22 protein-coding genes are annotated in these 22,198 nt (G+C 67.2%); 18 read left to right on the top strand and 4 right to left on the bottom strand.

All coding sequences use genetic code 11. The annotated features are described in order from the left end of the window. Positions 1 to 9 precede the first annotated feature (9 nt). A complete protein-coding gene (locus FY251_RS04575) occupies positions 10 to 492 on the top strand; it encodes a type IV pilin (RefSeq protein ID WP_148413661.1) in 483 nt (160 codons plus the stop codon). A gap of 51 nt (positions 493 to 543) precedes the next feature. On the opposite strand, the gene FY251_RS04570 is transcribed toward FY251_RS04575, so the two are convergent. Then, positions 544 to 1,167: a methyltransferase domain-containing protein gene (locus FY251_RS04570; RefSeq protein WP_148413660.1), complete on the bottom strand. Its 624-nt coding sequence runs from the start codon at positions 1,165 to 1,167 to the stop codon at positions 544 to 546. Between the two features lie 154 nt (positions 1,168 to 1,321). Between FY251_RS04570 and ahaH the strand changes: the two genes are divergently transcribed. From ahaH to FY251_RS04515, 11 genes are all read left to right on the top strand, one after another. Next, positions 1,322 to 1,654, top strand: coding sequence for an ATP synthase archaeal subunit H (gene ahaH / locus FY251_RS04565; protein WP_089779672.1), 333 nt, complete (start codon positions 1,322 to 1,324; stop codon positions 1,652 to 1,654). Further along, on the top strand, positions 1,641 to 3,830 hold the full coding sequence (locus tag FY251_RS04560; RefSeq protein ID WP_148413659.1) for a V-type ATP synthase subunit I: 2,190 nt from the start codon (positions 1,641 to 1,643) through the stop codon (positions 3,828 to 3,830). Before ahaH ends, FY251_RS04560 begins: the two co-directional genes overlap by 14 nt. A 171-nt stretch (positions 3,831 to 4,001) precedes the next feature. Beyond that, complete coding sequence (locus tag FY251_RS04555; RefSeq protein WP_089779668.1) at positions 4,002 to 4,259, top strand: F0F1 ATP synthase subunit C; 258 nt, start codon at positions 4,002 to 4,004, stop codon at positions 4,257 to 4,259. A 21-nt stretch (positions 4,260 to 4,280) separates the two neighbouring features. Continuing rightward, a complete protein-coding gene (locus tag FY251_RS04550) occupies positions 4,281 to 4,865 on the top strand; it encodes a V-type ATP synthase subunit E (RefSeq protein ID WP_089779666.1) in 585 nt (194 codons plus the stop codon). Beyond that, complete coding sequence (locus FY251_RS04545) at positions 4,862 to 5,908, top strand: V-type ATP synthase subunit C (RefSeq protein WP_148413658.1); 1,047 nt, start codon at positions 4,862 to 4,864, stop codon at positions 5,906 to 5,908. The genes FY251_RS04550 and FY251_RS04545 overlap by 4 nt, the downstream gene beginning before the upstream one ends. Continuing rightward, positions 5,905 to 6,225 carry a V-type ATP synthase subunit F gene (locus tag FY251_RS04540; RefSeq protein WP_089779662.1) on the top strand — a complete coding sequence of 107 codons (321 nt, stop codon included), beginning with the start codon at positions 5,905 to 5,907 and terminating at the stop codon, positions 6,223 to 6,225. Before FY251_RS04545 ends, FY251_RS04540 begins: the two co-directional genes overlap by 4 nt. Before the next feature lie 6 nt (positions 6,226 to 6,231). Then, positions 6,232 to 7,992 carry an ATP synthase subunit A gene (locus FY251_RS04535; protein ID WP_148413657.1) on the top strand — a complete coding sequence of 587 codons (1,761 nt, stop codon included), beginning with the start codon at positions 6,232 to 6,234 and terminating at the stop codon, positions 7,990 to 7,992. A 4-nt stretch (positions 7,993 to 7,996) separates the two neighbouring features. Next, positions 7,997 to 9,403, top strand: coding sequence for an ATP synthase subunit B (locus FY251_RS04530; RefSeq protein ID WP_148413656.1), 1,407 nt, complete (start codon positions 7,997 to 7,999; stop codon positions 9,401 to 9,403). Positions 9,404 to 9,532: 129 nt separating this feature from the next. Next, positions 9,533 to 11,530: a bacterio-opsin activator domain-containing protein gene (locus tag FY251_RS04525; protein ID WP_148413655.1), complete on the top strand. Its 1,998-nt coding sequence runs from the start codon at positions 9,533 to 9,535 to the stop codon at positions 11,528 to 11,530. Between the two features lie 134 nt (positions 11,531 to 11,664). Beyond that, the gene (locus tag FY251_RS04520; RefSeq protein ID WP_089779654.1) at positions 11,665 to 12,354 is read left to right on the top strand and encodes a V-type ATP synthase subunit D; all 690 of its coding nucleotides are present in this window, start codon (positions 11,665 to 11,667) and stop codon (positions 12,352 to 12,354) included. 88 nt (positions 12,355 to 12,442) lie between these two features. After that, a complete protein-coding gene (locus FY251_RS04515; protein WP_148413654.1) occupies positions 12,443 to 12,826 on the top strand; it encodes a DUF6276 family protein in 384 nt (127 codons plus the stop codon). Between the two features lie 57 nt (positions 12,827 to 12,883). Here the strand turns inward: FY251_RS04515 and prf1 are convergent, their stop codons facing one another. After that, complete coding sequence (prf1, locus tag FY251_RS04510; RefSeq protein WP_089779650.1) at positions 12,884 to 14,128, bottom strand: peptide chain release factor aRF-1; 1,245 nt, start codon at positions 14,126 to 14,128, stop codon at positions 12,884 to 12,886. 155 nt (positions 14,129 to 14,283) lie between these two features. On the opposite strand from prf1, the gene minD reads away from it, so the two are divergent. Beyond that, positions 14,284 to 16,149, top strand: coding sequence for a MinD/ParA family protein (gene minD, locus FY251_RS04505; protein ID WP_148413653.1), 1,866 nt, complete (start codon positions 14,284 to 14,286; stop codon positions 16,147 to 16,149). A 39-nt stretch (positions 16,150 to 16,188) separates the two neighbouring features. Then, positions 16,189 to 16,326: a hypothetical protein gene (locus FY251_RS22445; protein ID WP_187367344.1), complete on the top strand. Its 138-nt coding sequence runs from the start codon at positions 16,189 to 16,191 to the stop codon at positions 16,324 to 16,326. A gap of 45 nt (positions 16,327 to 16,371) precedes the next feature. On the opposite strand, the gene argS is transcribed toward FY251_RS22445, so the two are convergent. Continuing rightward, positions 16,372 to 18,135 (bottom strand): arginine--tRNA ligase, encoded by a 1,764-nt coding sequence (gene argS / locus FY251_RS04500; RefSeq protein ID WP_148413652.1) that lies wholly within the window; start codon positions 18,133 to 18,135, stop codon positions 16,372 to 16,374. 212 nt (positions 18,136 to 18,347) lie between these two features. Between argS and FY251_RS22440 the strand changes: the two genes are divergently transcribed. The 3 genes from FY251_RS22440 to ribB all read left to right on the top strand — a co-directional run bounded on the left by FY251_RS22440 (position 18,348) and on the right by ribB (position 20,180). Continuing rightward, complete coding sequence (locus FY251_RS22440) at positions 18,348 to 18,500, top strand: hypothetical protein (protein ID WP_167344136.1); 153 nt, start codon at positions 18,348 to 18,350, stop codon at positions 18,498 to 18,500. A gap of 253 nt (positions 18,501 to 18,753) precedes the next feature. Beyond that, positions 18,754 to 19,494 carry a DUF120 domain-containing protein gene (locus FY251_RS04495; protein ID WP_187367343.1) on the top strand — a complete coding sequence of 247 codons (741 nt, stop codon included), beginning with the start codon at positions 18,754 to 18,756 and terminating at the stop codon, positions 19,492 to 19,494. After that, positions 19,491 to 20,180 (top strand): 3,4-dihydroxy-2-butanone-4-phosphate synthase, encoded by a 690-nt coding sequence (gene ribB, locus FY251_RS04490; protein ID WP_148413651.1) that lies wholly within the window; start codon positions 19,491 to 19,493, stop codon positions 20,178 to 20,180. The genes FY251_RS04495 and ribB overlap by 4 nt, the downstream gene beginning before the upstream one ends. A gap of 37 nt (positions 20,181 to 20,217) precedes the next feature. Here the strand turns inward: ribB and FY251_RS04485 are convergent, their stop codons facing one another. Beyond that, the gene (locus FY251_RS04485; RefSeq protein ID WP_148413650.1) at positions 20,218 to 21,108 is read right to left on the bottom strand and encodes an NAD(P)-dependent oxidoreductase; all 891 of its coding nucleotides are present in this window, start codon (positions 21,106 to 21,108) and stop codon (positions 20,218 to 20,220) included. Between the two features lie 90 nt (positions 21,109 to 21,198). Here FY251_RS04485 and FY251_RS04480 point away from each other — a divergent pair, with 90 nt between their 5' ends. Further along, positions 21,199 to 22,137, top strand: a complete 939-nt coding sequence (locus FY251_RS04480; protein WP_089779639.1) for a branched-chain amino acid transaminase — start codon at positions 21,199 to 21,201, stop codon at positions 22,135 to 22,137. Positions 22,138 to 22,198: the final 61 nt, after the last annotated feature.

Here is a 22,198-nt window from a genome sequence, read left to right as displayed (position 1 = left end):
CCCGTCTCGATGCCTCGCCAGTTCCGCAACTCGACCCGCGGCTCGTCCGTGCTCCTCGGGAGCGTGCTCCTCATCGGCCTCGTGGTCGTCGTCGCGGCTGCCGTCGGCGCGGCGGCGTTCGACGCGGCCGACTCCTCGCCGACCCCGACGCGGCCCACGGCGCTGTCGCTGTCCGTCTCGGGTGACACGCTGTCGCTGGTTCACGAGGGCGGCGCGCCGCTGGACGTGGACTCGCTCGCGGTTCGCATCTCGGTGGACGGAGAGCCGCTCGCGCACCAACCGCCCGTGCCGTTCTTCTCGGCCAGCGGCTTCCGACCCGGTCCGACCGGCCCGTTCAACGCCGCCGCCGACTCCCGGTGGACCGTCGGCGAGACGGCGACGCTCGAACTCGCGGGGACGAACGACCCGGACATCGAACCGGGTGCGACGGTGACCGTCCGCGTGTTCGACGGCGACACGCCGGTCGCGGCGCTCGAAGCGAGAGCGTCGTGAGTCGGCCGCGGCGAAAACGAGCGCCCGAGTCGAACGGGTGTGGTCGGGCCCTTACTCCTCCGGCACGCGCGCGATAGTCACGATGGCCCGCGGGCTACCGGGTTGGCGCTGGAGGATGTGGTGTTCGATGTCGACGAAGCCGGCGGCCTCGAACATCCGGTCGGCCTCCTCCTCGTCGTAGAACAGCATGATGGCGTCCGCCAGTTTCTGGAAGACGCCGGACTTCGGGTCGTCGGGGCCGACGACGAGCACCTTGTTCCCCGGTTTCACGACGCGGCGGAACTCTTCGAGCGCGGTGACCGGGTTCGGCCAGTACTCGATGGAGCCGGACGACCAGATGACGTCGAAGGCGTCGTCGGCGAAGGGGAGCCGTTCGGCGTCCCCGCGGTAGAACCGGACCTCGTCGTTCTTGCCGAACTTCTCCCACGCCTTCTGCATCTGGTGGACGCTCTGGTCGAGGCCGTGAACGTCGTCGGTGTAGCGGAGCAGTCCCTCGGTTCCGAAGCCGGTGCCACAGCCCACGTCGAGGACGCGGTCGCCTTCCTGGATGTCGAGCATCTCCAGCGCCTCGTCGCGCATCTCCTCGTTCCAGATGAACGGGTTCACCCGGTCGTACACCTTCGAGAGGTACTTGTAGAACAGGCGGGCCCGCGCTTTGTTTTCGAGGACTCCCATCGCGCCGGGATTAGGACTCACCGATGATAACGGTGCGGATTCGCCGCGCGAGTCGGCGTTCGAGGGGGGTCTCGGTCGCGCCTTTCGGGGGTCTGTCGCAAACTTTCCGCAAACACCTTATACAGCGCTTGTGCAACGTTCCTGTGATACGAGTATGCCGAGACAAGAGGTTCTCGAACGAATCAAAACGGCCGAGCAGGAGGCCGACGACATCGTTGAAGAGGCCGAGGCTAAACGTGAGGAACTCGTCGCGGAGGCGCGTAGCGAAGCCGATGAGATTCGCTCCGAGGCCGAAGAAGAGGCCGCGGAACTCGAATCCGAGCGTCTACAGGAGGGACGCGCGGAGATAGAGGCGGAGCGAGAACGTATCCTCGAAGAAGGCGAGGAGGCCCGCGACGAACTAGTTGCCGAGGCGGAAGACCACATCGACGACGCGGTCGAGTTCGCCATCGGCCAATTCGAGGAGGCGGTTGATGCTCAGACCTGAGCAGATGAGCAAGGTCTCGGTGACCGGTTCGAAGGGCGTCATGCCCGAGGTCATCGAAGCTACCCACGACCTCCGACTGCTGCACGTCACCGAATACGACGGCTCGTGGCGGGAGGAGTTCGGATTCGAGACGGGGACGCCGATCGAAGGCGCCGAGAGCGCCTCCGATAAACTCGTCACCATCCGCTCGCTCAAGAGCATCCTCGGCGTCGAAGAGACCGAGGCCGGCCGCCAGCGCATCGTCCCGGACGACGCGCTCGAAGAGCCCCTCGAAGAGATCCGCACCGAGGTCAACGAACTGGACGACCGTCGCTCCGAACTGCGGAGCCGCCTCGACGACATCGACGAAGAGGTCGACGCGATGGAGCCGTTCGTCGACCTCGGAATCGACCTCGACCTGCTTTCGGGCTACGAGTCCCTGCAGGTCGTCGTCGGTCAGGGGAAGGTCGAAACCGTCGAGCGAGCGGTCGTCGACGCCGACGACATCAACGCCTACGAGATATTCTCGGGCGAGCGGACCCACGCGATTTTCGGCCGTCCCACGGAGGACGCGTCGGAGACGGCGCTCGTGGACGCCCTCGTCGGCACGGACTTCGCGACGCTCGAAATCCCGGACGCAGAGGGGAGTCCCGAAGACTACATCCAGGACCTCCAGCAGCAGAAGCGCGAGCTGGAATCGAAGCTCAACACCGTCGAGTCCGAACTGAACGACATCGCCGTCGAAGAGGGCGAGTTCCTCCTCGCGGCCGAGGAGCGACTGGCGATCGACGTCCAGAAGACGGAAGCGCCGCTGTCGTTCGCGACGACCGAGAACGCCTTCGTCGCAGAGGGCTGGATTCCCACCGAGCGATACAACGAGTTCGCAACCGGGCTGAAGGACGCCGTCGGCGAGCACGTCGACGTCGAAGAGATCGAACGCGCCGAGTTCTCGCGCGACGGGCACGACCACGCGCGCGAAGAGGTCGCCGAGAGCGGTAGTGCGGCCGCCGCCACCGACGGCGGAACGGTCTCGATGTCCAGCGACGACCCGCCGGTCGTCCAGAAGAACGGCGGCGCGGTCGAGCCGTTCGAACTCCTCGTTCAGGCGGTCAACCGCCCGAACTACTACGAGTTCGACCCGACGATCATCCTGTTCCTGACGTTCCCGACGTTCTTCGGGTTCATGATCGGTGACTTCGGGTACGGTGTCATCTACACCGCCATCGGCTTTTTCCTCTACTCGAAGTTCGACGACGGCGCGCTCAAGAGCATGGGCGGCGTCACCCTCGCCGCGGGGCTGTTCACGACGCTGTTCGGCATCCTCTACGGCGAGATATTCGGCTTCCACCTCATCACCCAGTACTTCTGGGAGGGGATGCTCGGGCTGTCGCACCCGCCCATCGAGAAGGGGCTGTCGCCGGCCACCGCTGAGTGGGCACTCGGTTGGCTCACCGTGAGCGTCGTCGTCGGTATCATCCACGTCAACGTGGGCTACATCTTCGACTTCGTCGAGAGCTACGAGCTCCACGGCGCGAAGGAGGCGGTCCTCGAAAGCGGTTCGTGGATCCTCATGCTGAACGGGCTGTGGATCTGGATCTTCAGCGACGCGCTCGGTGGCGTCCCGCCGGAGTTCCTGTTCACCACGTTCGCCGCTGACGGGCTCATCCCGCTCGGCTTCTCCGGCTTCTCGTTCACCGTCGGTTGGGTCGGCTTCGGGATGTACATCCTCGGTGCGGTGCTCCTCGGGATGGCCGAACTGGCCGAACTCGTCGAGTTCGCCGCCCCGCTGTCGAACGTCCTGTCGTACACGCGTCTCGGCGCGGTCCTCATCGCGAAGGCGTCGATGGCGTTCGCCGTCAACCTGCTCGTCTTCGGCGTGTTCGTCACCGGCGAAGGGAGCGAGGCGGAGTGGCACTTCGGCCTGGGCCACATGTATCACGTCGGCGATATGTACCACGGCCACGAGGTGACCGAAGTCATGTTCGGCGGTCTCTTCCATTCGGGGGCCGCGGGCGTCGTGGGCGGGCTGCTCGTCCTCGTCGTCGGCCACCTCGTCGTCCTCGCGCTCGGCGTCACGAGCGCCGGCCTGCAGGCCGTGCGTCTCGAATACGTCGAGTTCTTCAACAAGTTCTTCGAGGGCGGCGGTCGCGAGTACATGCCGTTCGGCTACGACCGCGAGTTCACGACCGAAGACTAACCCTCTAATCGGTCCTTTTTTGACTTTGTCCGTTCGGAGCGACTGCTTTTGCAATGACGACGATTCCACCGTCGTAGACAGACTGCTCCGAACGTTTTGGGAACCTTTATGATACGGCTGCCAGCACATACGGACGTTCGGAGACGACAATCCGGTACTCAGGAACACACAATGATTGAAGCAATCGAACCCCTCATGACTGTACTGCAGAGTGAAGCCGCTTCCTCACCCGCTATTACCTCCGACGCTGCGGCGGCCCTGGCCGTCGGTCTCGCCGCCTTCGGCGCCGGCTACGCGGAGCGTGGCATCGGTTCCGCCGCGATGGGCGCCATCGCAGAAGACGAGGACCTCTTCGTCAACGGGCTGATCCTTACGGTTCTCCCCGAGACCCTCGTCATCCTCGCGCTGGTCGTTGTCTTCGCGGCCTAAGCACCCCCTCTCTTTCCCATCATGAGTTTGGACAACGTTGTTGAGGACATCCGAGACGAAGCCCGCGCACGTGCGGAGGAAATCAAAGAGGCCGGCGAAGAACGAGCCGAAACGATTCGTTCCGAAGCCGAGGCCGAAGCCGAAGCGCTCGTCGAAGAGCGCGAGGCCGAAGTGGAGCGACAACTCGAACGGGAGCGCGAACAGGCGCTCTCCAGCGCGAAGCTCGAAGCCAAGCAGGCCCGGCTGAGCGCCCGCCGCGACGTGCTTCAGCGCGTCCGCGAGCAGGTCGAGACGGAGCTCGCAGAACTTGAGGGCGACCGACGCGAGGAGCTGACCAAAACGCTCCTCGACGCCGCCTCCGTCGAGTTCGAAGACGAGGACGAGGTCCTCGTCTACGGCCGTGCGTCCGACGCTGGCCTCCTCGAAGATATCCTCTCCAATTACGACGGTTACGAACTTGCCGGTGAGCGCGACTGCCTCGGTGGCGTCGTGGTCGAAGGCACGAATTCGCGCGTTCGGGTGAACAACACCTTCGACTCGGTCCTCGACACAGTCTGGGAGGACAACCTGAAGGAAGTGAGCACGCGACTGTTCGACGACCAATGAGCACTGCTGGCGGCTCGAATCCCGAATACGTTATCGCTCGTGTTCGAGCGCGGCGCAGTGCGCTGTTCGGCGAAGAGGACTACCGCAAACTGGTCCGTATGAGTCCGGCCGAAATCGCCCGATTCATGGAGGACTCGGAGTACGAGACCGAGATCAACGCCCTCGGGAGTCGGTTCTCCGGCGTCGACCTCATCGAGTACGCGCTGAACCAGAACCTGGCGAAGCAGTTCAACGACATCCTCGACTGGTCGGGCGGCCGCCTCTACGGCCTCATCGCGCGTTACCTCCGGAAGTTCGACGCGTGGAACGTCAAGACGATTATCCGCGGCCTCTACTCCGACACCCCCCGCGAGGAGGTCGAAGCCGACCTCATCCGCGCCGGGGAGTTCAGCGACCGCCTCATCTCGCGTCTGCTCGATGCGACGGAGATCGAGGAGGTCGTCGAACAGCTGTCGGGGACGGTTTTCGGAGAGGGACTCGCGAAGGCGTACGACGACTTCGAGACTGTGGGCGTTCTCGTTCCGCTCGAAAACGCCGTCGACCGCGCCTTCTACGAGCAGTTGCTCGAAGGGCTCGTCGTCAGCGAGGAAACCGAGCAGTACCACGAGTTCCTCCAGGCGGAGATAGACTTCCGAAACGCCCGCAACGCGCTCCGAATCGCTCGCAGCGGCACCGACCTCGACCCCGTGGACTACTTCATCGAGGGCGGTGCGTTGTTCCGCGCCGGGGAGATCGCGTCGCTGGCGACCAGTCCGGACGAACTGGTGTCGAAGATCCGTGACAGCCGGTACGGCGACCGCCTCTCGTCGGCCCTCTCGGACCTCGAAGAGGCGGACAGCCTCATCGGCTTCGAGCGCGCCCTCGACGCGGCGCTCTTGGAGTACGCGGACACGCTCGGTTACGTGTTCCCGCTTTCTGTCACGCCAATCGTCTCGTACATCCTCGCCAAGGAGCGCGAGGTCGACAACATTCGGGCGATCGCCCGCGGCCGCGAGGCCGGGCTGGACCCCGATGCAATAGAAGAGGAGCTGGTCACCATATGAGCCAGGAAATCGCAGTTATCGGCAGTCCGGACTTCACCACGGGCTTTCGGCTTGCGGGTGTCCGCAAGTTCGAGAACGTCCCGGACGAAGCGAAGGACGACGAACTCGACGAGGCCGTGACGCGGACGCTGGAGGACGAGGACGTCGGCATCATCGTGATGCACGAAGACGACCTCGACCACCTCTCGCGTACCGCCCGGCAGTCGGTCGAGCGCAGCATCGAGCCGACGCTCGTGACGCTCGGCGGTTCCGGCGGCGCGAGCGGCCTCCGTGACCAGATCAAGAGAGCAATCGGTATCGATCTGATGGACGAATAACCAAACATGAGTCAGGCAACACAAGATTCCGTTCGCGAGGACGGTGTCATCGCAAGCGTGAGTGGTCCGGTCGTGACCGCCCGTGGCCTCGACGCCCGCATGAACGACGTCGTCTACGTCGGCGACGAAGGGCTGATGGGCGAGGTCATCGAAATCGAGGGCGACCTCACGACTATTCAGGTGTACGAAGAGACCTCCGGTGTCGGTCCCGGCGAACCCGTCGAGAGTACGGGCGAACCGCTGACCGTCGACCTCGGTCCGGGGATGATGGACGCCATCTACGACGGCGTCCAGCGTCCGCTGGACGTGCTGGAGTCGAAGATGAACTCGGCGTTCCTCGACCGCGGTGTCGACGCGCCGGGTATCGACCTCGAAAAGGAGTGGGAGTTCGAACCCACCGTCTCCGAGGGCGACGAGGTCGCCCCCGGCGACGTCGTGGGGACGGTCCCCGAAACCGTGACCATCGAACACAAGGTCATGGTCCCGCCGGACTTCGAGGGCGGCGAAGTCGTCGCCGTCGAGGAAGGCGAGTTCGCCGTCACCGAGACGGTCGTCGAACTCGGCAACGGCGAGGAGATCACGATGCACCAAGAGTGGCCGGTGCGTCAGGCTCGCCCCGCCGCCGAGAAGAAGACCCCGCGCGAACCGCTCGTCTCGGGGCAGCGCATCCTCGACGGCCTGTTCCCCATCGCGAAGGGCGGAACGGCCGCGATTCCGGGTCCGTTCGGCTCCGGGAAGACGGTCACCCAGCACCAGCTCGCCAAGTGGGCCGACGCGGACATCGTCGTCTACGTGGGCTGTGGCGAGCGCGGCAACGAGATGACCGAGGTTATCGAGGACTTCCCGGAACTCGACGACCCGAAGACGGGCAACCCGCTTATGGCCCGGACGTGCCTCATCGCGAACACGTCCAACATGCCCGTGGCGGCCCGCGAGTCCTGTATCTACACCGGCATCACCATCGCGGAGTACTACCGCGACATGGGGTACGACGTCGCGCTCATGGCCGACTCCACCTCCCGGTGGGCGGAGGCAATGCGCGAGATTTCGTCGCGTCTCGAAGAGATGCCCGGCGAAGAGGGGTACCCCGCGTACCTCGCCGCGCGTCTCTCCGAGTTCTACGAGCGCGCCGGCTACTTCACGACCGTCAACGGCGAGGAAGGCTCCGTCTCCGTCATCGGCGCGGTTTCGCCGCCGGGCGGCGACTTCTCCGAGCCGGTCACGCAGAACACCCTGCGTATCGTCAAGACGTTCTGGGCGCTCGACGCGGACCTCGCAGAGCGCCGTCACTTCCCGGCGATTAACTGGAACGAGTCGTACTCGCTCTACCAAGAGCAGCTCGACCCGTGGTTCGTCGAGAACGTCGAGGACGACTGGGCCGAAGAGCGCCAGTGGGCCGTCGACGTGCTCGACGAGGAGAACGAACTGCAGGAGATCGTTCAGCTCGTCGGTAAGGACGCCCTGCCGGAGGACCAGCAGCTGACCCTCGAAATCGCTCGCTACCTCCGCGAGGCGTACCTCCAGCAGAACGCGTTCCACCCGACGGACACGTACTGCTCCCCCGAGAAGACGTACGGAATCCTCACCGCCATCCACGCGTTCAACGACGAGGCGTTCAAGGCGCTCGAAGCCGGCGTCCCCGTCGAAGAGATTCAGGCCATCGAGGCGGCTCCCCGGCTGAACCGCATCGGTGTGCAGGAAGACTGGGAGGCGTACATCGAGGACCTCAAAGTAGAGATCACCGAGCAGCTCCGCGAGCTGTACTGAGACCATGAAGGAATACCAGACCATCACCGAAATCAGCGGCCCGCTGGTGTTCGCCGAGGTCGACGAGCCGATCGGTTACGACGAAATCGTCGAAATCGAGACGCCCCAAGGCGAGACCAAGCGCGGACAGGTCCTCGAATCCTCCGAGGGCCTCGTCGCGATTCAGGTGTTCGAAGGCACGACCGGTATCGACAGGAACGCGTCCGTCAAGTTCCTCGGCGAGACCCTCAAGATGCCCGTGACCGAGGACCTCCTCGGGCGCGTGCTCGACGGGTCCGGCCAGCCCATCGACGGCGGCCCCGAGATCGTCCCCGACGAGCGTCGGGACATCGTCGGCGCGGCAATCAACCCCTACTCCCGCGAGTACCCCGAGGAGTTCATCCAGACCGGCGTCTCCGCCATCGACGGCATGAACACCCTCGTCCGCGGCCAGAAGCTCCCCATCTTCTCCGCGTCGGGGCTTCCCCACAACGACCTCGCGCTCCAGATCGCCCGTCAGGCGACGGTGCCCGAGGACGAAGACAGCGGCGAAGAATCGGAGTTCGCAGTCGTCTTCGGCGCGATGGGTATCACGCAGGAAGAGGCCAACGAGTTCATGGAGGACTTCGAGCGCACGGGCGCACTCGAACGCTCCGTCGTCTTCACGAACCTCGCGGACGACCCCGCAGTCGAGCGGACGGTCACGCCGCGACTCGCGCTGACCACCGCCGAGTACCTCGCGTTCGACAAGGACTACCACGTCCTCGTCATCCTGACCGACATGACCAACTACTGCGAGGCGCTCCGCGAAATCGGCGCGGCTCGCGAAGAGGTCCCCGGTCGCCGTGGCTACCCGGGTTACATGTACACCGACCTCGCACAGCTCTACGAGCGTGCGGGTCGCATCGAGGGACGCGACGGCTCTGTCACGCAGATTCCCATCCTCACGATGCCGGGTGACGACGACACGCACCCGATTCCTGACCTGACCGGCTACATCACGGAAGGCCAGATCTACATCGACCGCGACCTCAACTCGCAGGGCATCCGCCCGCCGATCAACCCGCTTCCGTCCCTGTCGCGGCTCATGGACGACGGTATCGGCGAGGGGCTCACCCGCGAGGACCACGCCGACGTGTCCGACCAGATGTACGCGGCGTACGCGGAGGGTGAGGACCTGCGCGACCTCGTGAACATCGTCGGCCGCGAGGCGCTGTCGGAGCGCGACAACAAGTACCTCGACTTCGCCGAGCGCTTCGAAGCCGAGTTCGTCAATCAGGGCTTCGACACGGACCGGTCCATCGAGAACACTCTCGACATCGGCTGGGACCTCCTGTCGACGCTCCCGAAGTCCGAACTCAACCGTATCGACGAAGAGCTCATCGAGGACTACTACGACGAAGACGCCGAGTCGGTCGAAGCGGAAGCCTAGACCGCGGCGAACGCCGCGTTCGTCCCTCGGTTCGATTCTCCTCTTCTATTCGCGCCCCGAGTTCCCCGAGCCGTGCGGCCGCGCGTCGTCCGCGAGAACTTCCTTACGTCTCGCCGTCTACGTCTCGGTATGGACGCCACTTCGTCTCCCGTCCGCGTCCTCGCGGTCGTCGGTCCCGCCGTCGACCGGGAGCGACTCGTGGACGCGCTCTCGCCGCTTTCGGTGTCGGTCGCCGAGTCCGCCGATGCGGCCGGCCGGCGCGCCGCCGACGAACAGGTCGACTGCGTCGTGCTCGCGACCGACCGCCTCGCCGACGTCGAAGCGGTCCACGGGGCAATCGCGGTCCCGCTCGTGGTCGTCGTCCCGCCCGACGGCGACCTCTCGGCGGCGGCCGCCCGCGACGCCGGCGCGGCAGACGTGGTCCCGGTCGTCGACTCGAACCTCTTCGAGCGGCTTCCGGCGCGGGTCGAGAGCGCCGTCGCGTGGCGTCGCCGCGGCGCGGCGGCCGTGAGCGAGATCACGGAGGACCTGAAGGAACAGGCGATAGACGAGGCCCCCGTCGGCATCACCGTCGCCGACTGCTCGTTGCCCGACCGACCGCTCGTCTACGTCAACGAGGCGTTCGAGACGATGACGGGCTACTCGGCCGACGCGGCGCTGGGGCGGAACTGCCGATATCTTCAGGGACCGAACACGGACCCCGAGCGCGTCGCCGAACTCCGCCGCGCTATCGAGGCCGAGGAGTCGGCGTCGGTCGAACTGCTGAACTACCGCGCGAACGGCGAGACGTTCTGGAACCGGGTCGACGTCGCGCCCCTGCGCGGGCCGGGCGGCGAGGTGACCCACTACGTCGGCTTCCAGACGGATATTACCGAGCGCGTGCGCGCCGAGGCGGCCGCCGAGCGGTACGCCGCCGGAGTCGACGAGGAGCGCGCGCGCCTCCAGACGCTCGTCGAGCACATCGAGGGGCTGTTGGCTGACGTGACGAGCGCGCTCGTCCGCGCCGAGAGCAGACGGGAGCTCGAAGCCGCCGTCTGCGACCGGGTCACCGCCGCCGGCTCGTTCGACTGCGCGTGGGTCGGCCACTGCGACCTCTCGCCGGCGGTCATCGTTCCCAACGAGTGGGCCGGAACCGACGTTGGATTCCTCGACGACCTCGAAATCGACCGGTTTGACCCCGACGACCCCACCGCTCGCGCCGCCGAGACGCGGACCGTCCGGTCGGCGGCGGTCGGCGAGGGGGGCGTCGACGCCGAGCCGGTCGTCCCGTTCGACTCGGCCATCGCGGTTCCGCTGGTCCACCGCGAGACGCTCTACGGCGTGTTGACCGTCTACACCGACGCCGCGGAACTCGACGAGCAGGTCCGGGTGGTGTTCGGGACGCTCGGGCGGGCGGTCGGCGCGGCCATCGACGCCTTCGAGAGCCGGCGGTCGCTGCTGTCCGACGAGCGACTCGAACTCGAAATCGAGGTGCGCGACGAGACGCAACCGCTGGTCCGACTCGCCGTCGCGGGGGCGTGCGCGCTCGACTACGAGGGCGCGATTTCTCACGACGACGGGACGCTCAGCCTGTTCGTCTCGACGGACCCCCCGACAGACGGACTCGCGGACGTCGAGGCCGATGTGAACGTCGACGGCGACTTCCCCGGCGTGGTCGACGTGACTCGGCTCCCCCGCGGCGACGGCGTCGGGCTCTACGAGGTCGTCTTCGACGCGGGGTCGCTGACCCACCTCGTTGCCGACGCTGGCGGGCGGCTCCGCGGCCTCGAAGCCGACCGCGACGGCTGCCGGTTCACCGCGGTCGTCCCGGACCGCGGCGCGGGACGGGCGCTACTCGACGATCTCTCGGCGGCGGCCGCCGGCGTCGAACTCCGGGCGGTTAGGGAGCGGTCGGCCCCGCCGCGGACGGGTCGGGGGTTCGCCGCCGAGGTGAACGCGGCGCTCACCGACAGACAGCAGACTGCGCTCCAGCTCGCGCATCTCGGCGGCTTCTTCGAGTGGCCCCACGCCGTGACCGGCGACGAACTCGCGGCGGCGATGGACGTCTCGCGGGCGACGTTTCACCAACACCTCCGCGCGGCCCAGCGAAAGCTCGTCGCCGGCTTCTTCGAGGAGGGGACGCGGTAGCGCCGCGCCGACCTCCGGGGGGCGGCCCGGCGAGCCGGAGACGTCAATCCACCGAGCGTTCAGACCGATTTCGGGCGGTCCGGCCGGCCAGACAGTAAAAGATTAACACCCCAGGCGAACAACCCCCGCTAACGATGGCCGAAGACGTCAAGCCGACCCGCAAGAACTTGATGGCGATCGAAGATCGCATCGAACTCTCCGAGCGGGGCCACGACACGCTCGAACAGAAGCGTGACGGGCTCATCATGGAGTTCATGGACATCCTCGACCAGGCACAAGACGTGCGGGCCAACCTCAATCAGGACTACGAGCGCGCGCAGAACAAGATCAACATGGCCCGCGCCATGGAGGGCGACGTGGCGGTTCGCGGCGCGGCCGCCGCGCTGAAGGAGTACCCCGAGATCACGACGCAGTCGAAGAACATCATGGGCGTCGTCGTCCCGCAGATCGAGTCCTCGCGCGTGAAAAAGAGCCTCGACCAGCGCGGCTACGGCCTCCTCGGCTCCTCGGCCCGCATCGACGAGGCCGCCGACGCCTACGAGGAGCTCCTCGAATCCATCATCCTCGCCGCGGAGGTCGAGACGGCGATGAAGAAGATGCTCGAAGAGATCGAGACGACGAAGCGCCGCGTCAACGCGCTCGAATTCAAACTGCTCCCGGAGCTCTACGAGAATCAGGAGTACATCGAGCAGAAGCTCGAAGAACAGGAGCGCGAGGAGATTTTCCGCCTGAAGAAGATCAAGGCGAAGAAGGAAGAAGAAGAGAAGGAAGAACGCGCCGCGGAGAACGCGGCGGCCGAAGCGGAAGCGGCGACGGCCGACTGACCGGACTCGCCCGTTTTCTCTCTCGATTCCGTTTCCTCTCGGTCGGGTCTCCGACCGCTTTTCATCGCACCGGCGCGTAGGGACTCCCATGTCCTGTCCCGACTGCGACGGCGAACTCGCCGTCTTCGCGGTGCCCGAACCGCTCGAAGCCCACGCGCCCGAGGCGGCGCTGACCGTCGGGTTGTGCGCCGACTGCCTCCGGCTTCACCCGACCGAGGAACCACCCAGCGACGGTGAGTCGCGGCCGCTCGCTGACGCGCTTCCCGAGGGCGACGCGGGCGCGGCGGTCGCACTTCTCGTCGGTATGCTCGACTCGCTGGCGCTCAACCGCGCCGGCATCGTCGACTGCGTCGAGTTCGCCGAGCGGTCCGGCACCGACGTGCATCTCACCCTCGACCGGCTCCAGCGGGCGGCGACAGACCCCCACTTCGACGTCGCCCGTCGGCAGAGCCAGTTGGACGCGTTCCTCTGAGCGCCGCCGCTCCGTGCCGTCGAAACCGTGGCGTGAAGACGCCGAGGAGGAGGCCGCTTAGACGCCGGTGGAGTACCGGAGGATGCCGGCGATACCGCCGAACGCGTCGTAGAGCTGTTCGCCTTTCTCGAAGTCGGTGCTGATGAACTTCGTCTCGGTGCCGCGCTGGTCGGCGAGGTCCATGAGCCACTCGATGACGTCCTCGCGGTCTTTCAGTTCGGCTTCCGAGCCGTCGTCGCACTCGTGGGTGGGCGTGTCGCGACGGTGATCGACGAGTTCGTACTCCTCTTGGCCGCCGCAGTCGTAGACGGCGATGTCCTTTCGGAGGTCCTCGGAGATGAGGAGGCGGTCGACCGACCCCATCACGAGGTTCTTCCGGGTCGCCTCGAACCCGTAGGTGGACTCGTTGCCGCGGTGGAGCTTCTCGAAGAACTCCTCCATCTGCTTTTTGTCCTTGATGACCTCCTGGTCGGCCAGCGCGTCCTGGCCGGCGTCGACGAGGTCGTAGAGACCGGACTCGTCGGTGTAGGCCACGTCGAACTTCCCGACGACGAGGTCCTGAATCTCGTGGTGGAGGTAGTCGCCGTCGAGGAACTCGTCTTTCGTCGGCGAGGGACCGCCGACGAGGACGCCGTCCATCTCGTGTCGCTTGGGGACGAACAGGTCGTTGGCCATGCCGGCGACCTCCTGATAGAAGTTGTCGATTGCTTCGAGGCGGAGGCGGGCGAAACGCTGGGCGGACTGGCCACCCTTTCGCTGCTTGCCGGGGACGAGCGACGAGGCGCTCTTGACGGGCTCGACGCGCTTGCCCTTGAGCCAGCCGACGTTGGCCTCGCGGCGGTCGAGGACGATGAGGCCGAACAGGCCCTTGTCCATGAGCATGTCTTCGAGCGGCCCGGTGAGGAAGTTCGAGTCGCAGTGGTACCGGAACGACTGAATCGGCTCCGGCGGGCTTTCGAGTACCTTCGTGACCATCGTCGTCTGGCCGCCGCCGGCGTCGACCGCGCCGGAGAACATCACGATGCCGTTGTCCGGCGGGAAGTTGCCGTAGTACCGGAGTCGGTCCTTGATGCTCGTCAGGGCGTCTTGGACGTTCGTTCGCGTCTGCTTCGATTTGATGTTAGACGCTTCGCTGTGCTCCGTGATGACGTGTTCGACCACGTCGGAAATCTGCTTGTCTTCGGGGATGTAGATGGTGACGAGCTGCGTTCCCGACCCTTCGTACTCTCGCAGGTCCTCGATGACCTTCTTGAACTCGTACTTTCGGCGGTCTTCGCTCGCCTCCTCGGCGTCGCTACTCATCACTCCACCTAGTCCCTCCAGCGGCTAAGTAACCTTTGACTGGGCACGCGCCGCGGTATCTCGCCGCACGAGGGGCCGTACGGCCCGACCGCGGAGACGGGCGCGGTCGGAGAACATTTATGTGGCTGTCACGGGTGGACTTCGACGTTGGAATTATGGCCCGGGTGTACGCAGTTGCCAGCGCGAAAGGCGGGGTTGGAAAGACGACGACCACGGCCAACCTCGGGACGACGCTCGCGATGGCCGGTCACGACGTCGTCGTCGTCGACGGTGACCTCGGGATGCCGAACCTCGCCGGCGCGCTCGGCGTCGACCCGGACGGGGCGACGCTCCACGACGTGTTGACAGGCGAATCGGCGGTCGAGACGGCCGTCTACGACGGACCGGCGGGACTCTCGGTGGTCCCCGGCTCGAACGCCCTCGAAGCGTTCGCGACCGCGAACGTGCGGGAACTCGACTCCGTCATCTCGGCGCTCGAAGCCACCCACGACATCGTCATCATCGACACCGGCGCGGGGCTGAGCGACGACACGTTCGTCCCGCTGAAGCTCGCCGACGAGGTCGTCTTGGTCTCCACGACGGAGCGCGAGGCGCTCGGCGACACCGAAAAGACCCGACAGCTCGGCGACCGCATCGGGGCCGACGTGGTCGGCGTCGTCCTCACGCGGGTCGACCAGTCGAACCCGAACGCCGAGGTGGTCGCCTCGCTCCTCGACGCCGGCGTCATCGCCGTCGTCCCGGAGGATCCGGCCATCCGCGAGGCGCTCAACACGCAGATTCCGGTCGTCGCCCGCTCGCCCGACAGCATCGCGGCCGCGGGCTACCGCGCGCTCGCCGAGGCGCTCACCGGCCAGCCGGTCCCGATTCCGGACGCCGCGGCGGACGTCGCCGAGACGGAGGCGGAGACGGACGCGGAGGACGCAGCGCCCCCGACCGACGAACCGACCGACGGCGACGACACGGGTGACGGCGAAGCCACCGAACCGGAGACGGACGAACACGCCTCGGTCGTGCCGGCCGACGCCGACTCCGCGAAGGCGTCGGAGACGGTTCCGGAACCTGAGACTGCCCCGGACTCGGACCCCGAACCCACCCCCGACGACGTCGCCGCGGTCGCGGACGAAGACCGAATCACGGCGGAACCCGAGGCCGGGGCCGAACCAGAACCGGTGTCTGAGGTCGAATCCGAACCGGAACCCGAGACCGAGACCGAGACCGAGCCCGAGACCGAACCGAACTTCGAGCCCGAGGAACGGCCGGAAGCCGACGCCGGCTCCGACGCCGACGACGAGTCCGCAGCCGACGACGACCTCGCTGCGTCGATTCCGTTCTCGGGTGGTCCCGTCGGGGACTCGGACGCCCCCACCGCGGACCCCGACTCGCCTCCCGCCGACGACGCGGGCGACGCCGACGGCAACTCCGATGCGGTCGCCGACCCGGTCGAAGCGGCGGACCCCGACCCCGCCGACGCGGCCGACCCCGCTGAGGACGACGCGGCGGACGCGCCGACCGACCCGCTGGCCGCCGACGCGGCCGACGACTCGATGATCTCCGACTCCGAGCCGGTGGGCGAGGAGGGTCCCGACACCGACCCGCTGGCGGCGGACCTCGAAGCGGTCACCCGCGGGACCTCGACCGCCGACGAGGAGGCGGTCGGCGACGCCGACGACGCCGACGACGTCGCCCAAGATGCCGACGCCGATTCGGCGGGCGCGGACCCGCTCGCGGAAGGCGCGGCCGAAGCCGAGCCGGTCGCCGACCCGGCCGCCAGTTCGGTCTCGGACGAGCCGTCCGAGGCGGCGGGGGCAGAGGCGGACGCGCCCGACGCGGACGAACCGCTCGTCGCCGAGGCCGAACCGAACGCGTCCGGGGCCGACGCGGACGCCGATGACGACGACGAGGCTGACGACGGCGACGAGGAGGGCGTCTACACCACCTCGCTCGTCGAGGAAGTCGAGTCGTTCGACGACGACGAGCGCGACGAGAAGAAGAAGGGATTCTTCAGACGCTTCCTCGGCTAAACGGGAAGGCCTTTTACTCGCGTCTGCGGAATGGCCTCTATGGCAGAATCCGAGTCCGTTCCTTTCTGGTGGATAGTCCTGTTTCTCGTGCTCGCGCTCGGCGGCGGAGCCGCCGTCGTCTTCTCGGTCGGCGGGTCGCTCATCTCCGGAGCCGCGGTGCTCCCGTTTTTCTTCTGAACCGCTCGAAAAAACCCGTCTGCCAAGAACTCGTTTAGCCCGCGGTCACATCGACTCGGGCGCTTCCACGCCCACGATGGAGAGCGCGTTCGCCACCGCGTTCCGCGAGGCCTCCACGAGCGCGAGTCGGGCCGCACCGACCTCCTCGTCGGCGTCGAGCACGGGGCACTCGCGGTAGAAGGTGTTGAACACCTCGGCGAGTTCGCGCGCGAACGTCGCCACGGTGTGCGGTTCGAGGTCGTCGGCGGCGGTTTCGACGACCGCGGGGAACCGCGCGATGGTCGCCAGCAGGTCGCGCTCGGCGTCGGTCGTCAGCACCGAGGGGTCGACCTCGCTCGCGCCGAGGCCGGCGGCGGCCGCCTCGTCGGCGATGCCGCAACAGCGCGCGTGGACGTACTGGATGTACGGCGCGGACTGGGCCTCGAAGTTGAGCGCCTGGTCCCACTCGAAGGTGATGGTCTTCGTGGGCTGCTTGGAGACGATGTCGTAGCGGACCGCGCCGATGCCGACCTGACGGGCGATGCGGTCGATGTCGGCCTCGCCGAGGTCGTCGTCGCGGGTGCGGCCTTCGAGGCGGGTCTCGACCTCGTCGCGGGCGCGGTCGATGGCCTCGTCGAGGAGGTCGTCGAGCATGACGCCCGTCCCCTTCCGGGTGGACATCGTCTCGCCGCCGGGGAGGTTGACCCACGAGTAGATGACGTTCTCCAGTTTGTCCACGTCGTTGCCGAGGATGTCGAGCGCGGCGCGGAGCTGTCCGGACTGGAGCTTGTGGTCCTCGCCGAGGACGGTCACGGCGCGGTCGAAGTTGTCGAACTTCCACTCGTGGTGGGCGAGGTCGCGCGTCGTGTACAGCGAGGTGTCGTCCGAGCGGAGGAACACGAGGTTCTTCTCGAAGCCGTAGTCGCCGAGTTCGAGCTGCCACGCGTCTTCCTCGTAGACGGCGTGGTCGGTCTCCTTGAGGCGCTCCGCGAGGTCGCGGGTGCTCCCGTCGAACATGAAGCGCGTCTCCTTGACGAACTCGTCGAACTCCGCGGGGAGGCGTTCGAGACACTCGCGCATGCCGCCGAGCACCTGGTCGACCACGGTCTCGACGCGGGCGTACGTCTCCTCGTCGCCCTCCTCGATGCCCTGGAGAATCTCGGTGATTTCGGCTTCGGCCCGTTCGACGTCCTCGGGGTCGGCCGCTTCGAGGAAGGCGTTGCCCTTGCGGTAGTAGCGGACGAGGTCGTACTCGACGCGCTCCCGCGCGGGTTCGCTGTCGAGGTCCTCCTCGTCGAACGTCTCGTAGGCCCACGTGAAGACGGCCATCTGCCGGCCGGCGTCGTTGACGTAGTAGTGGCGCTCGACGTCGTTGCCGGCGAAGTCGAGCAGGTTGGCGACGGCGTCGCCGATGACCGGGTTGCGGGTGCGGCCGACGTGGACCGGGCCGGTCGGGTTCGCGCTCGTGTGCTCGACGACGACGCTGTCGCCGGTCGCGGGCAGGCGACCGTACGCCTCGTCGGTCGCGGCGGCTTCGAGGGTGTCGTCGTAGTAGGCGTCGGAGACGTGGAAGTTGACGTACGGCCCCTGCGTGTCGACCGCGGCGAGGTAGTCGTAGCCCTCGACGGAGAGTTCCTCGGCGATGTCGGCGGCGATTTTCGGCGGCGGCGCGCCGACGACCCCGGCGAGTCGGAAGGCGACGCTGGAGGCGAGCGTCGCGGGTACGTCCTCCGGCGGTTCCTCGACCCCGAGGTCGTCGGTGGGCAGGTCGAGCGACGAGAGCGCCGCAGAGAGCGCCGTCTCGACCTCCTCACGGAACTGTCTGAACATGTACGCGGATTCTCGATAGGCGGCTAAAGGCCTTTCCGAACCGTCCGAGCGACCGCGGACCGCGCCGAGTGGGTTCGTTCGTTTCCCGCCGTTCGTTGGGTCGCCCTGTCTCTCCCCGCGAAAGTACCTTACTAGTAAGGTAGTAGTGGTATACTTCCGGGGGACGACAGTCGAACCACGGGGCGGCGACCCGCCGTCCCCACCACCCACCCATGAGTCAATGCAACCACTGCGAGACGTTCGTGTCGAACAACTTCGTCCGCGTCTTCGGCGACGAGGACGGCAACGTGTACGCGTGTCCCAGTTGCTCGGCGAACGCGGGTATCTCACAGGTCAGCACCGAGCGGCGAGCGTCGTCTCTCTGAGGTCGCGCTTCGGTCACGCCACGCCGCTCGCGTCTCCCGCGCGCCGCCACGCCGACCTCGACGGTTGACTCGCCTGTCGCGGCCCCCGAAGCTGGCCGCGCCCTCCCTCGAACGACCCCGTTCTCGCCGCGGTAGACTGACCGACGGACTTACCCGTCCGCGATTGATACTGTGGCGCATCCACCGGGGGCGCGTTCCCCGGTCGCCCCGTTCCTGTCTCATTTTTGGAACGCATTCCACTTACGATACGCTTATGGGCGGCGCGTTCGAAGCGGGAGGTATGTCAGAATCGGCAGTCGCCGCGGCGGTCGGGTACGACGAGTTGGCCACGCTCAAGCTCGTCGCGCTCGACGGCGGGCGCTCCGGCCCGGTCAAGCTCTCCTGTTCCGGGGTCGCGAACCGGCTCGACGTATCGAACCAGACGGCCTCTCGCCGCCTCCAGCGCCTCGAAGAGGCCGACTTCATCGACCGCGAGGTCGTCGCCGACGGCCAGTGGATAACCATCACCGACGCGGGCGAGTCCGCGCTCAGACAGGAGTACGCCGACTATCGGCGCATCTTCGAGACGCCTTCCGTGGTCGTCCTCGACGGCGAGGTCACCGGTGGCATGGGCGAGGGCCGCCACTACATCTCGCTTCCGGGCTACATGGAGCAGTTCAAAGACCGACTCGGCTACGAGCCGTTCCCCGGCACGCTGAACGTCCGCCTCGGCGACGACGCGGTCCGCGCCCGCGCCGGGATGACCGCCCTCGACGCGGTCCCGATAGACGGCTGGGAGGACGACGAACGCACCTTCGGTCCGGCGACGTGCTACGCCGCCTCCGTCGCGGTCGGCGGCGACTCCTACGAGCCGGTCCACATCATCGTCCCCGAGCGGACCCACCACGACGAGTCGCAACTGGAGATAATCGCGCCCGACAAGCTCCGCGACGAACTCGACCTCGACGACGGCGACGCGGTCACGGTCCGCGTCGAGGAGGCGGAGTACGAATGAGCCGCACCGCCGAATCGACCGGCGACTTCGACTCCGTCTCGCGCGTCCTCGACGCCTTCCGCGCCGGCGAACCGGTGCTCGTCCACGACTTCGACGACCGCGAGGGCGAGACGGACCTCGTCTACCCCGCGGGCGCGGTCGGCCCCGCCGACGTGGCCCGGATGCGCAACGACGCCGGCGGCCTCGTCTGCGTCGCCCTCCCGAACGACGTCTCCGAGGCCCTCGGGCTGCCGTTCATCGACGAGGTGCTCGACCACCCGGCGGCGTCCTCACACGACCTCGTCTACGACTCGCGGTCGTCGTTTTCCTTCACCGTGAACCACCGCGACTCGTTTACGGGCATCACCGACCGCGACCGCGCGATGACCATCTCGCGGCTCGCGCCCGTCGCCGAGGCCGCCCGTACCGGGGAGTACGACGCCGACGACTTCGGCGGCGAGTTCCGCGCGCCCGGCCACGTCCACCTGCTCCGCGGCGCGCCGAACCTGCTTTCGGACCGGCAGGGCCACACCGAACTCGGTCTCGCCTTGGCCGACGAGGCGGGCATCTCGCCGGCGGTCGTCGTCTGCGAGATGCTGGACGACGAGACCGGCGCGGCGCTCCCGAAGGACGCCGCCCGCGACTACGCCGACCGACACGGCTTCGCGTTCGTCGACGGCGACGGCCTCATCGACGAACTCGTCTGAGCGACCGCGGGGTCGCCCCGGTTTACCTTCTCCTTTCTCACGCGGGCCCGTCGCGCCACGACCACGTCGGTTCCCAGCCAAGCAGTCGCTCCGCCTTCTCGGTCGAGACGAGCGCCTCGTGGCCCGAACGGGGCGTTCTCACCTCCGCGCCGGGGTAGACCTCGCGGGCGAGCGTCGCCGACTCGACGGTCGTCGAGGTGTCGGCGGCCGCGGCCCAGAACACCTCGTGGCCCGCGAAGTCGGCTTCGAGCGCCCGCCGGACGAGCCGCGCCGCGTCCTCTCTGCCGAGATACGCGAACAGCGTGTTGCGCGCGGTGTGGAAGTGCCCGGCGTCCCGCAGTCCAGACAGCGAGCGGTCGGCCTCGGCGAACGTTTGCCTCGCCTCCTCCTCGCTGGGCATCCACGGGAACCGGAGGCTGGCGACCGCCTCCGGGGCGTCGTCGCGGCGGACGTACCCCGCTGCGGTCTGTTCTGCGACGTACTTCCCGAGTCCGTAGGGGTTCGAGGGGGTCGCGCGGTGGGTCTCGTCCACCGGGAGGAAGTCGATTCGGGCCGGGTCGGGTTCGAAGCTCCCGCCGATGGCGCTCATACTGGAGGCGACGACCACGCGGTCGATGCCGAGCGCGGCGGCGACTTCGAGGACGACGTACGTCGATTGGACGTTGCTCTCGAAGACGCGGTGGCCGGGGTCGTTCGTCGGCGTCGAGATGGTCCCGAGGTGGACGACCGCGTCGGCGTCGACGTCGCTGAGCGCCGCGGTGAGGTCGCCCGGGTCGAGCGCACTCACGCGGTAATCGCGGTCCGCGAGCGACGACTCGCTGTGTCGCGAGAGGTTCGCGACGGTGTAGCCGTTCGCGCGGAGGTGGGCCACGACGGTCGGCCCGAGATTCCCGGTGCCGCCCGTGACGGCGACGGATTCGAGGCTCATACCCCGTCATGGCGGCCCGCGGACAAAACCGCGGGGGCCGCGGTAGTCGGGTCGTCATGATTTTAGAGGGGGGCCGCCGAAGGCCACTACATGGGATTTGACGAGATGGATGTCTCGACGATCTGGATGAATGGAGAATACCGGGACTGGGAGGACGCGACGGTGCACGTCCTCACCCACGGCCTCCACTACGGGACGGGCGTCTTCGAGGGGGTTCGCGCCTACGACACCGACCGCGGCCCGGCCATCTTCCGCTGGGAGGAACACCTCGAACGGCTCTACAACTCCACGAAGCCCTACGACATGGAGATTCCGTACACGCGGGAGGAACTCACCGAGGCGACGCTGGAGGTCATCCGGCGCAACGACCTCGACGGCGGCTACATCCGCCCCATCGCCTTCTACGGCTACGACTCGCTCGGCGTCAGCCCCAAGGACAACCCGACCGATGTCGCCATCGCGGCGTGGCCGTGGGGGACCTACCTCGGCGAGGACGCGCTCGAAAACGGCGTCGACGTGATGGTCTCGTCGTGGCGCAAGCACGCCTCCAGCCAGATTCCGACGAACGCGAAGACGACCGGGCTCTACGTGAACTCCATGCTCGCGGGCGAGGAGGCCCGCCGCAACGGCTACGTCGAAGCCATCGTCCTGAACAAGGAGGGCAACGTCGCCGAGGGCCCCGGCGAGAACATCTTCATGGTCCGCGACGGGAAGCTCTACACCCCCGGTCTCTCCCAGAGCATCCTCGACGGCATCACCCGCGACACCGTCATCACGCTCGCCCGCGAGCGCGGCTACGAGGTCGACGACAGCGCGACTATCAGCCGCGGCGAACTCAACACGGCCGACGAACTGTTCTTCACCGGCAGCGCCGCCGAAGTGACTCCCATCCGCAAGGTCGACAACGTCGTCATCGGCGAGGGCACCCGCGGCCCGGTCACGGAGGAACTGCAGTCCGCCTTCTTCGACCTCGTGGAGCGCCGCACCGACGACCACGAAGAGTGGTTCACCTACGTCGACGAACAGTAACCGGAGACGCCCGCGAACGCGAGCTCCCTTTTCACGTCGCAGTCCTGCCGCGGGGCGAGAG

This window comes from Haloferax sp. KTX1 (assembly GCF_902410085.1).
GTDB lineage: Archaea > Halobacteriota > Halobacteria > Halobacteriales > Haloferacaceae > Haloferax > Haloferax massiliensis.
This window is presented reverse-complemented; position numbering and strand designations above follow the sequence as displayed.

What these genes read in the sequence shown, in the direction of transcription:
- FY251_RS04575 (WP_148413661.1), top strand. Translation starts at nt 10, where the DNA reads ATGCCTCGCCAGTTCCGCAACTCGACCCGCGGCTCGTCCGTGCTCCTC.
- FY251_RS04570 (WP_148413660.1), bottom strand. Translation starts at nt 1,167, where the DNA reads ATGGGAGTCCTCGAAAACAAAGCGCGGGCCCGCCTGTTCTACAAGTAC.
- ahaH (WP_089779672.1), top strand. Translation starts at nt 1,322, where the DNA reads ATGCCGAGACAAGAGGTTCTCGAACGAATCAAAACGGCCGAGCAGGAG.
- FY251_RS04560 (WP_148413659.1), top strand. Translation starts at nt 1,641, where the DNA reads ATGCTCAGACCTGAGCAGATGAGCAAGGTCTCGGTGACCGGTTCGAAG.
- FY251_RS04555 (WP_089779668.1), top strand. Translation starts at nt 4,002, where the DNA reads ATGATTGAAGCAATCGAACCCCTCATGACTGTACTGCAGAGTGAAGCC.
- FY251_RS04550 (WP_089779666.1), top strand. Translation starts at nt 4,281, where the DNA reads ATGAGTTTGGACAACGTTGTTGAGGACATCCGAGACGAAGCCCGCGCA.
- FY251_RS04545 (WP_148413658.1), top strand. Translation starts at nt 4,862, where the DNA reads ATGAGCACTGCTGGCGGCTCGAATCCCGAATACGTTATCGCTCGTGTT.
- FY251_RS04540 (WP_089779662.1), top strand. Translation starts at nt 5,905, where the DNA reads ATGAGCCAGGAAATCGCAGTTATCGGCAGTCCGGACTTCACCACGGGC.
- FY251_RS04535 (WP_148413657.1), top strand. Translation starts at nt 6,232, where the DNA reads ATGAGTCAGGCAACACAAGATTCCGTTCGCGAGGACGGTGTCATCGCA.
- FY251_RS04530 (WP_148413656.1), top strand. Translation starts at nt 7,997, where the DNA reads ATGAAGGAATACCAGACCATCACCGAAATCAGCGGCCCGCTGGTGTTC.
- FY251_RS04525 (WP_148413655.1), top strand. Translation starts at nt 9,533, where the DNA reads ATGGACGCCACTTCGTCTCCCGTCCGCGTCCTCGCGGTCGTCGGTCCC.
- FY251_RS04520 (WP_089779654.1), top strand. Translation starts at nt 11,665, where the DNA reads ATGGCCGAAGACGTCAAGCCGACCCGCAAGAACTTGATGGCGATCGAA.
- FY251_RS04515 (WP_148413654.1), top strand. Translation starts at nt 12,443, where the DNA reads ATGTCCTGTCCCGACTGCGACGGCGAACTCGCCGTCTTCGCGGTGCCC.
- prf1 (WP_089779650.1), bottom strand. Translation starts at nt 14,128, where the DNA reads ATGAGTAGCGACGCCGAGGAGGCGAGCGAAGACCGCCGAAAGTACGAG.
- minD (WP_148413653.1), top strand. Translation starts at nt 14,284, where the DNA reads ATGGCCCGGGTGTACGCAGTTGCCAGCGCGAAAGGCGGGGTTGGAAAG.
- FY251_RS22445 (WP_187367344.1), top strand. Translation starts at nt 16,189, where the DNA reads ATGGCAGAATCCGAGTCCGTTCCTTTCTGGTGGATAGTCCTGTTTCTC.
- argS (WP_148413652.1), bottom strand. Translation starts at nt 18,135, where the DNA reads ATGTTCAGACAGTTCCGTGAGGAGGTCGAGACGGCGCTCTCTGCGGCG.
- FY251_RS22440 (WP_167344136.1), top strand. Translation starts at nt 18,348, where the DNA reads ATGAGTCAATGCAACCACTGCGAGACGTTCGTGTCGAACAACTTCGTC.
- FY251_RS04495 (WP_187367343.1), top strand. Translation starts at nt 18,754, where the DNA reads ATGGGCGGCGCGTTCGAAGCGGGAGGTATGTCAGAATCGGCAGTCGCC.
- ribB (WP_148413651.1), top strand. Translation starts at nt 19,491, where the DNA reads ATGAGCCGCACCGCCGAATCGACCGGCGACTTCGACTCCGTCTCGCGC.
- FY251_RS04485 (WP_148413650.1), bottom strand. Translation starts at nt 21,108, where the DNA reads ATGAGCCTCGAATCCGTCGCCGTCACGGGCGGCACCGGGAATCTCGGG.
- FY251_RS04480 (WP_089779639.1), top strand. Translation starts at nt 21,199, where the DNA reads ATGGGATTTGACGAGATGGATGTCTCGACGATCTGGATGAATGGAGAA.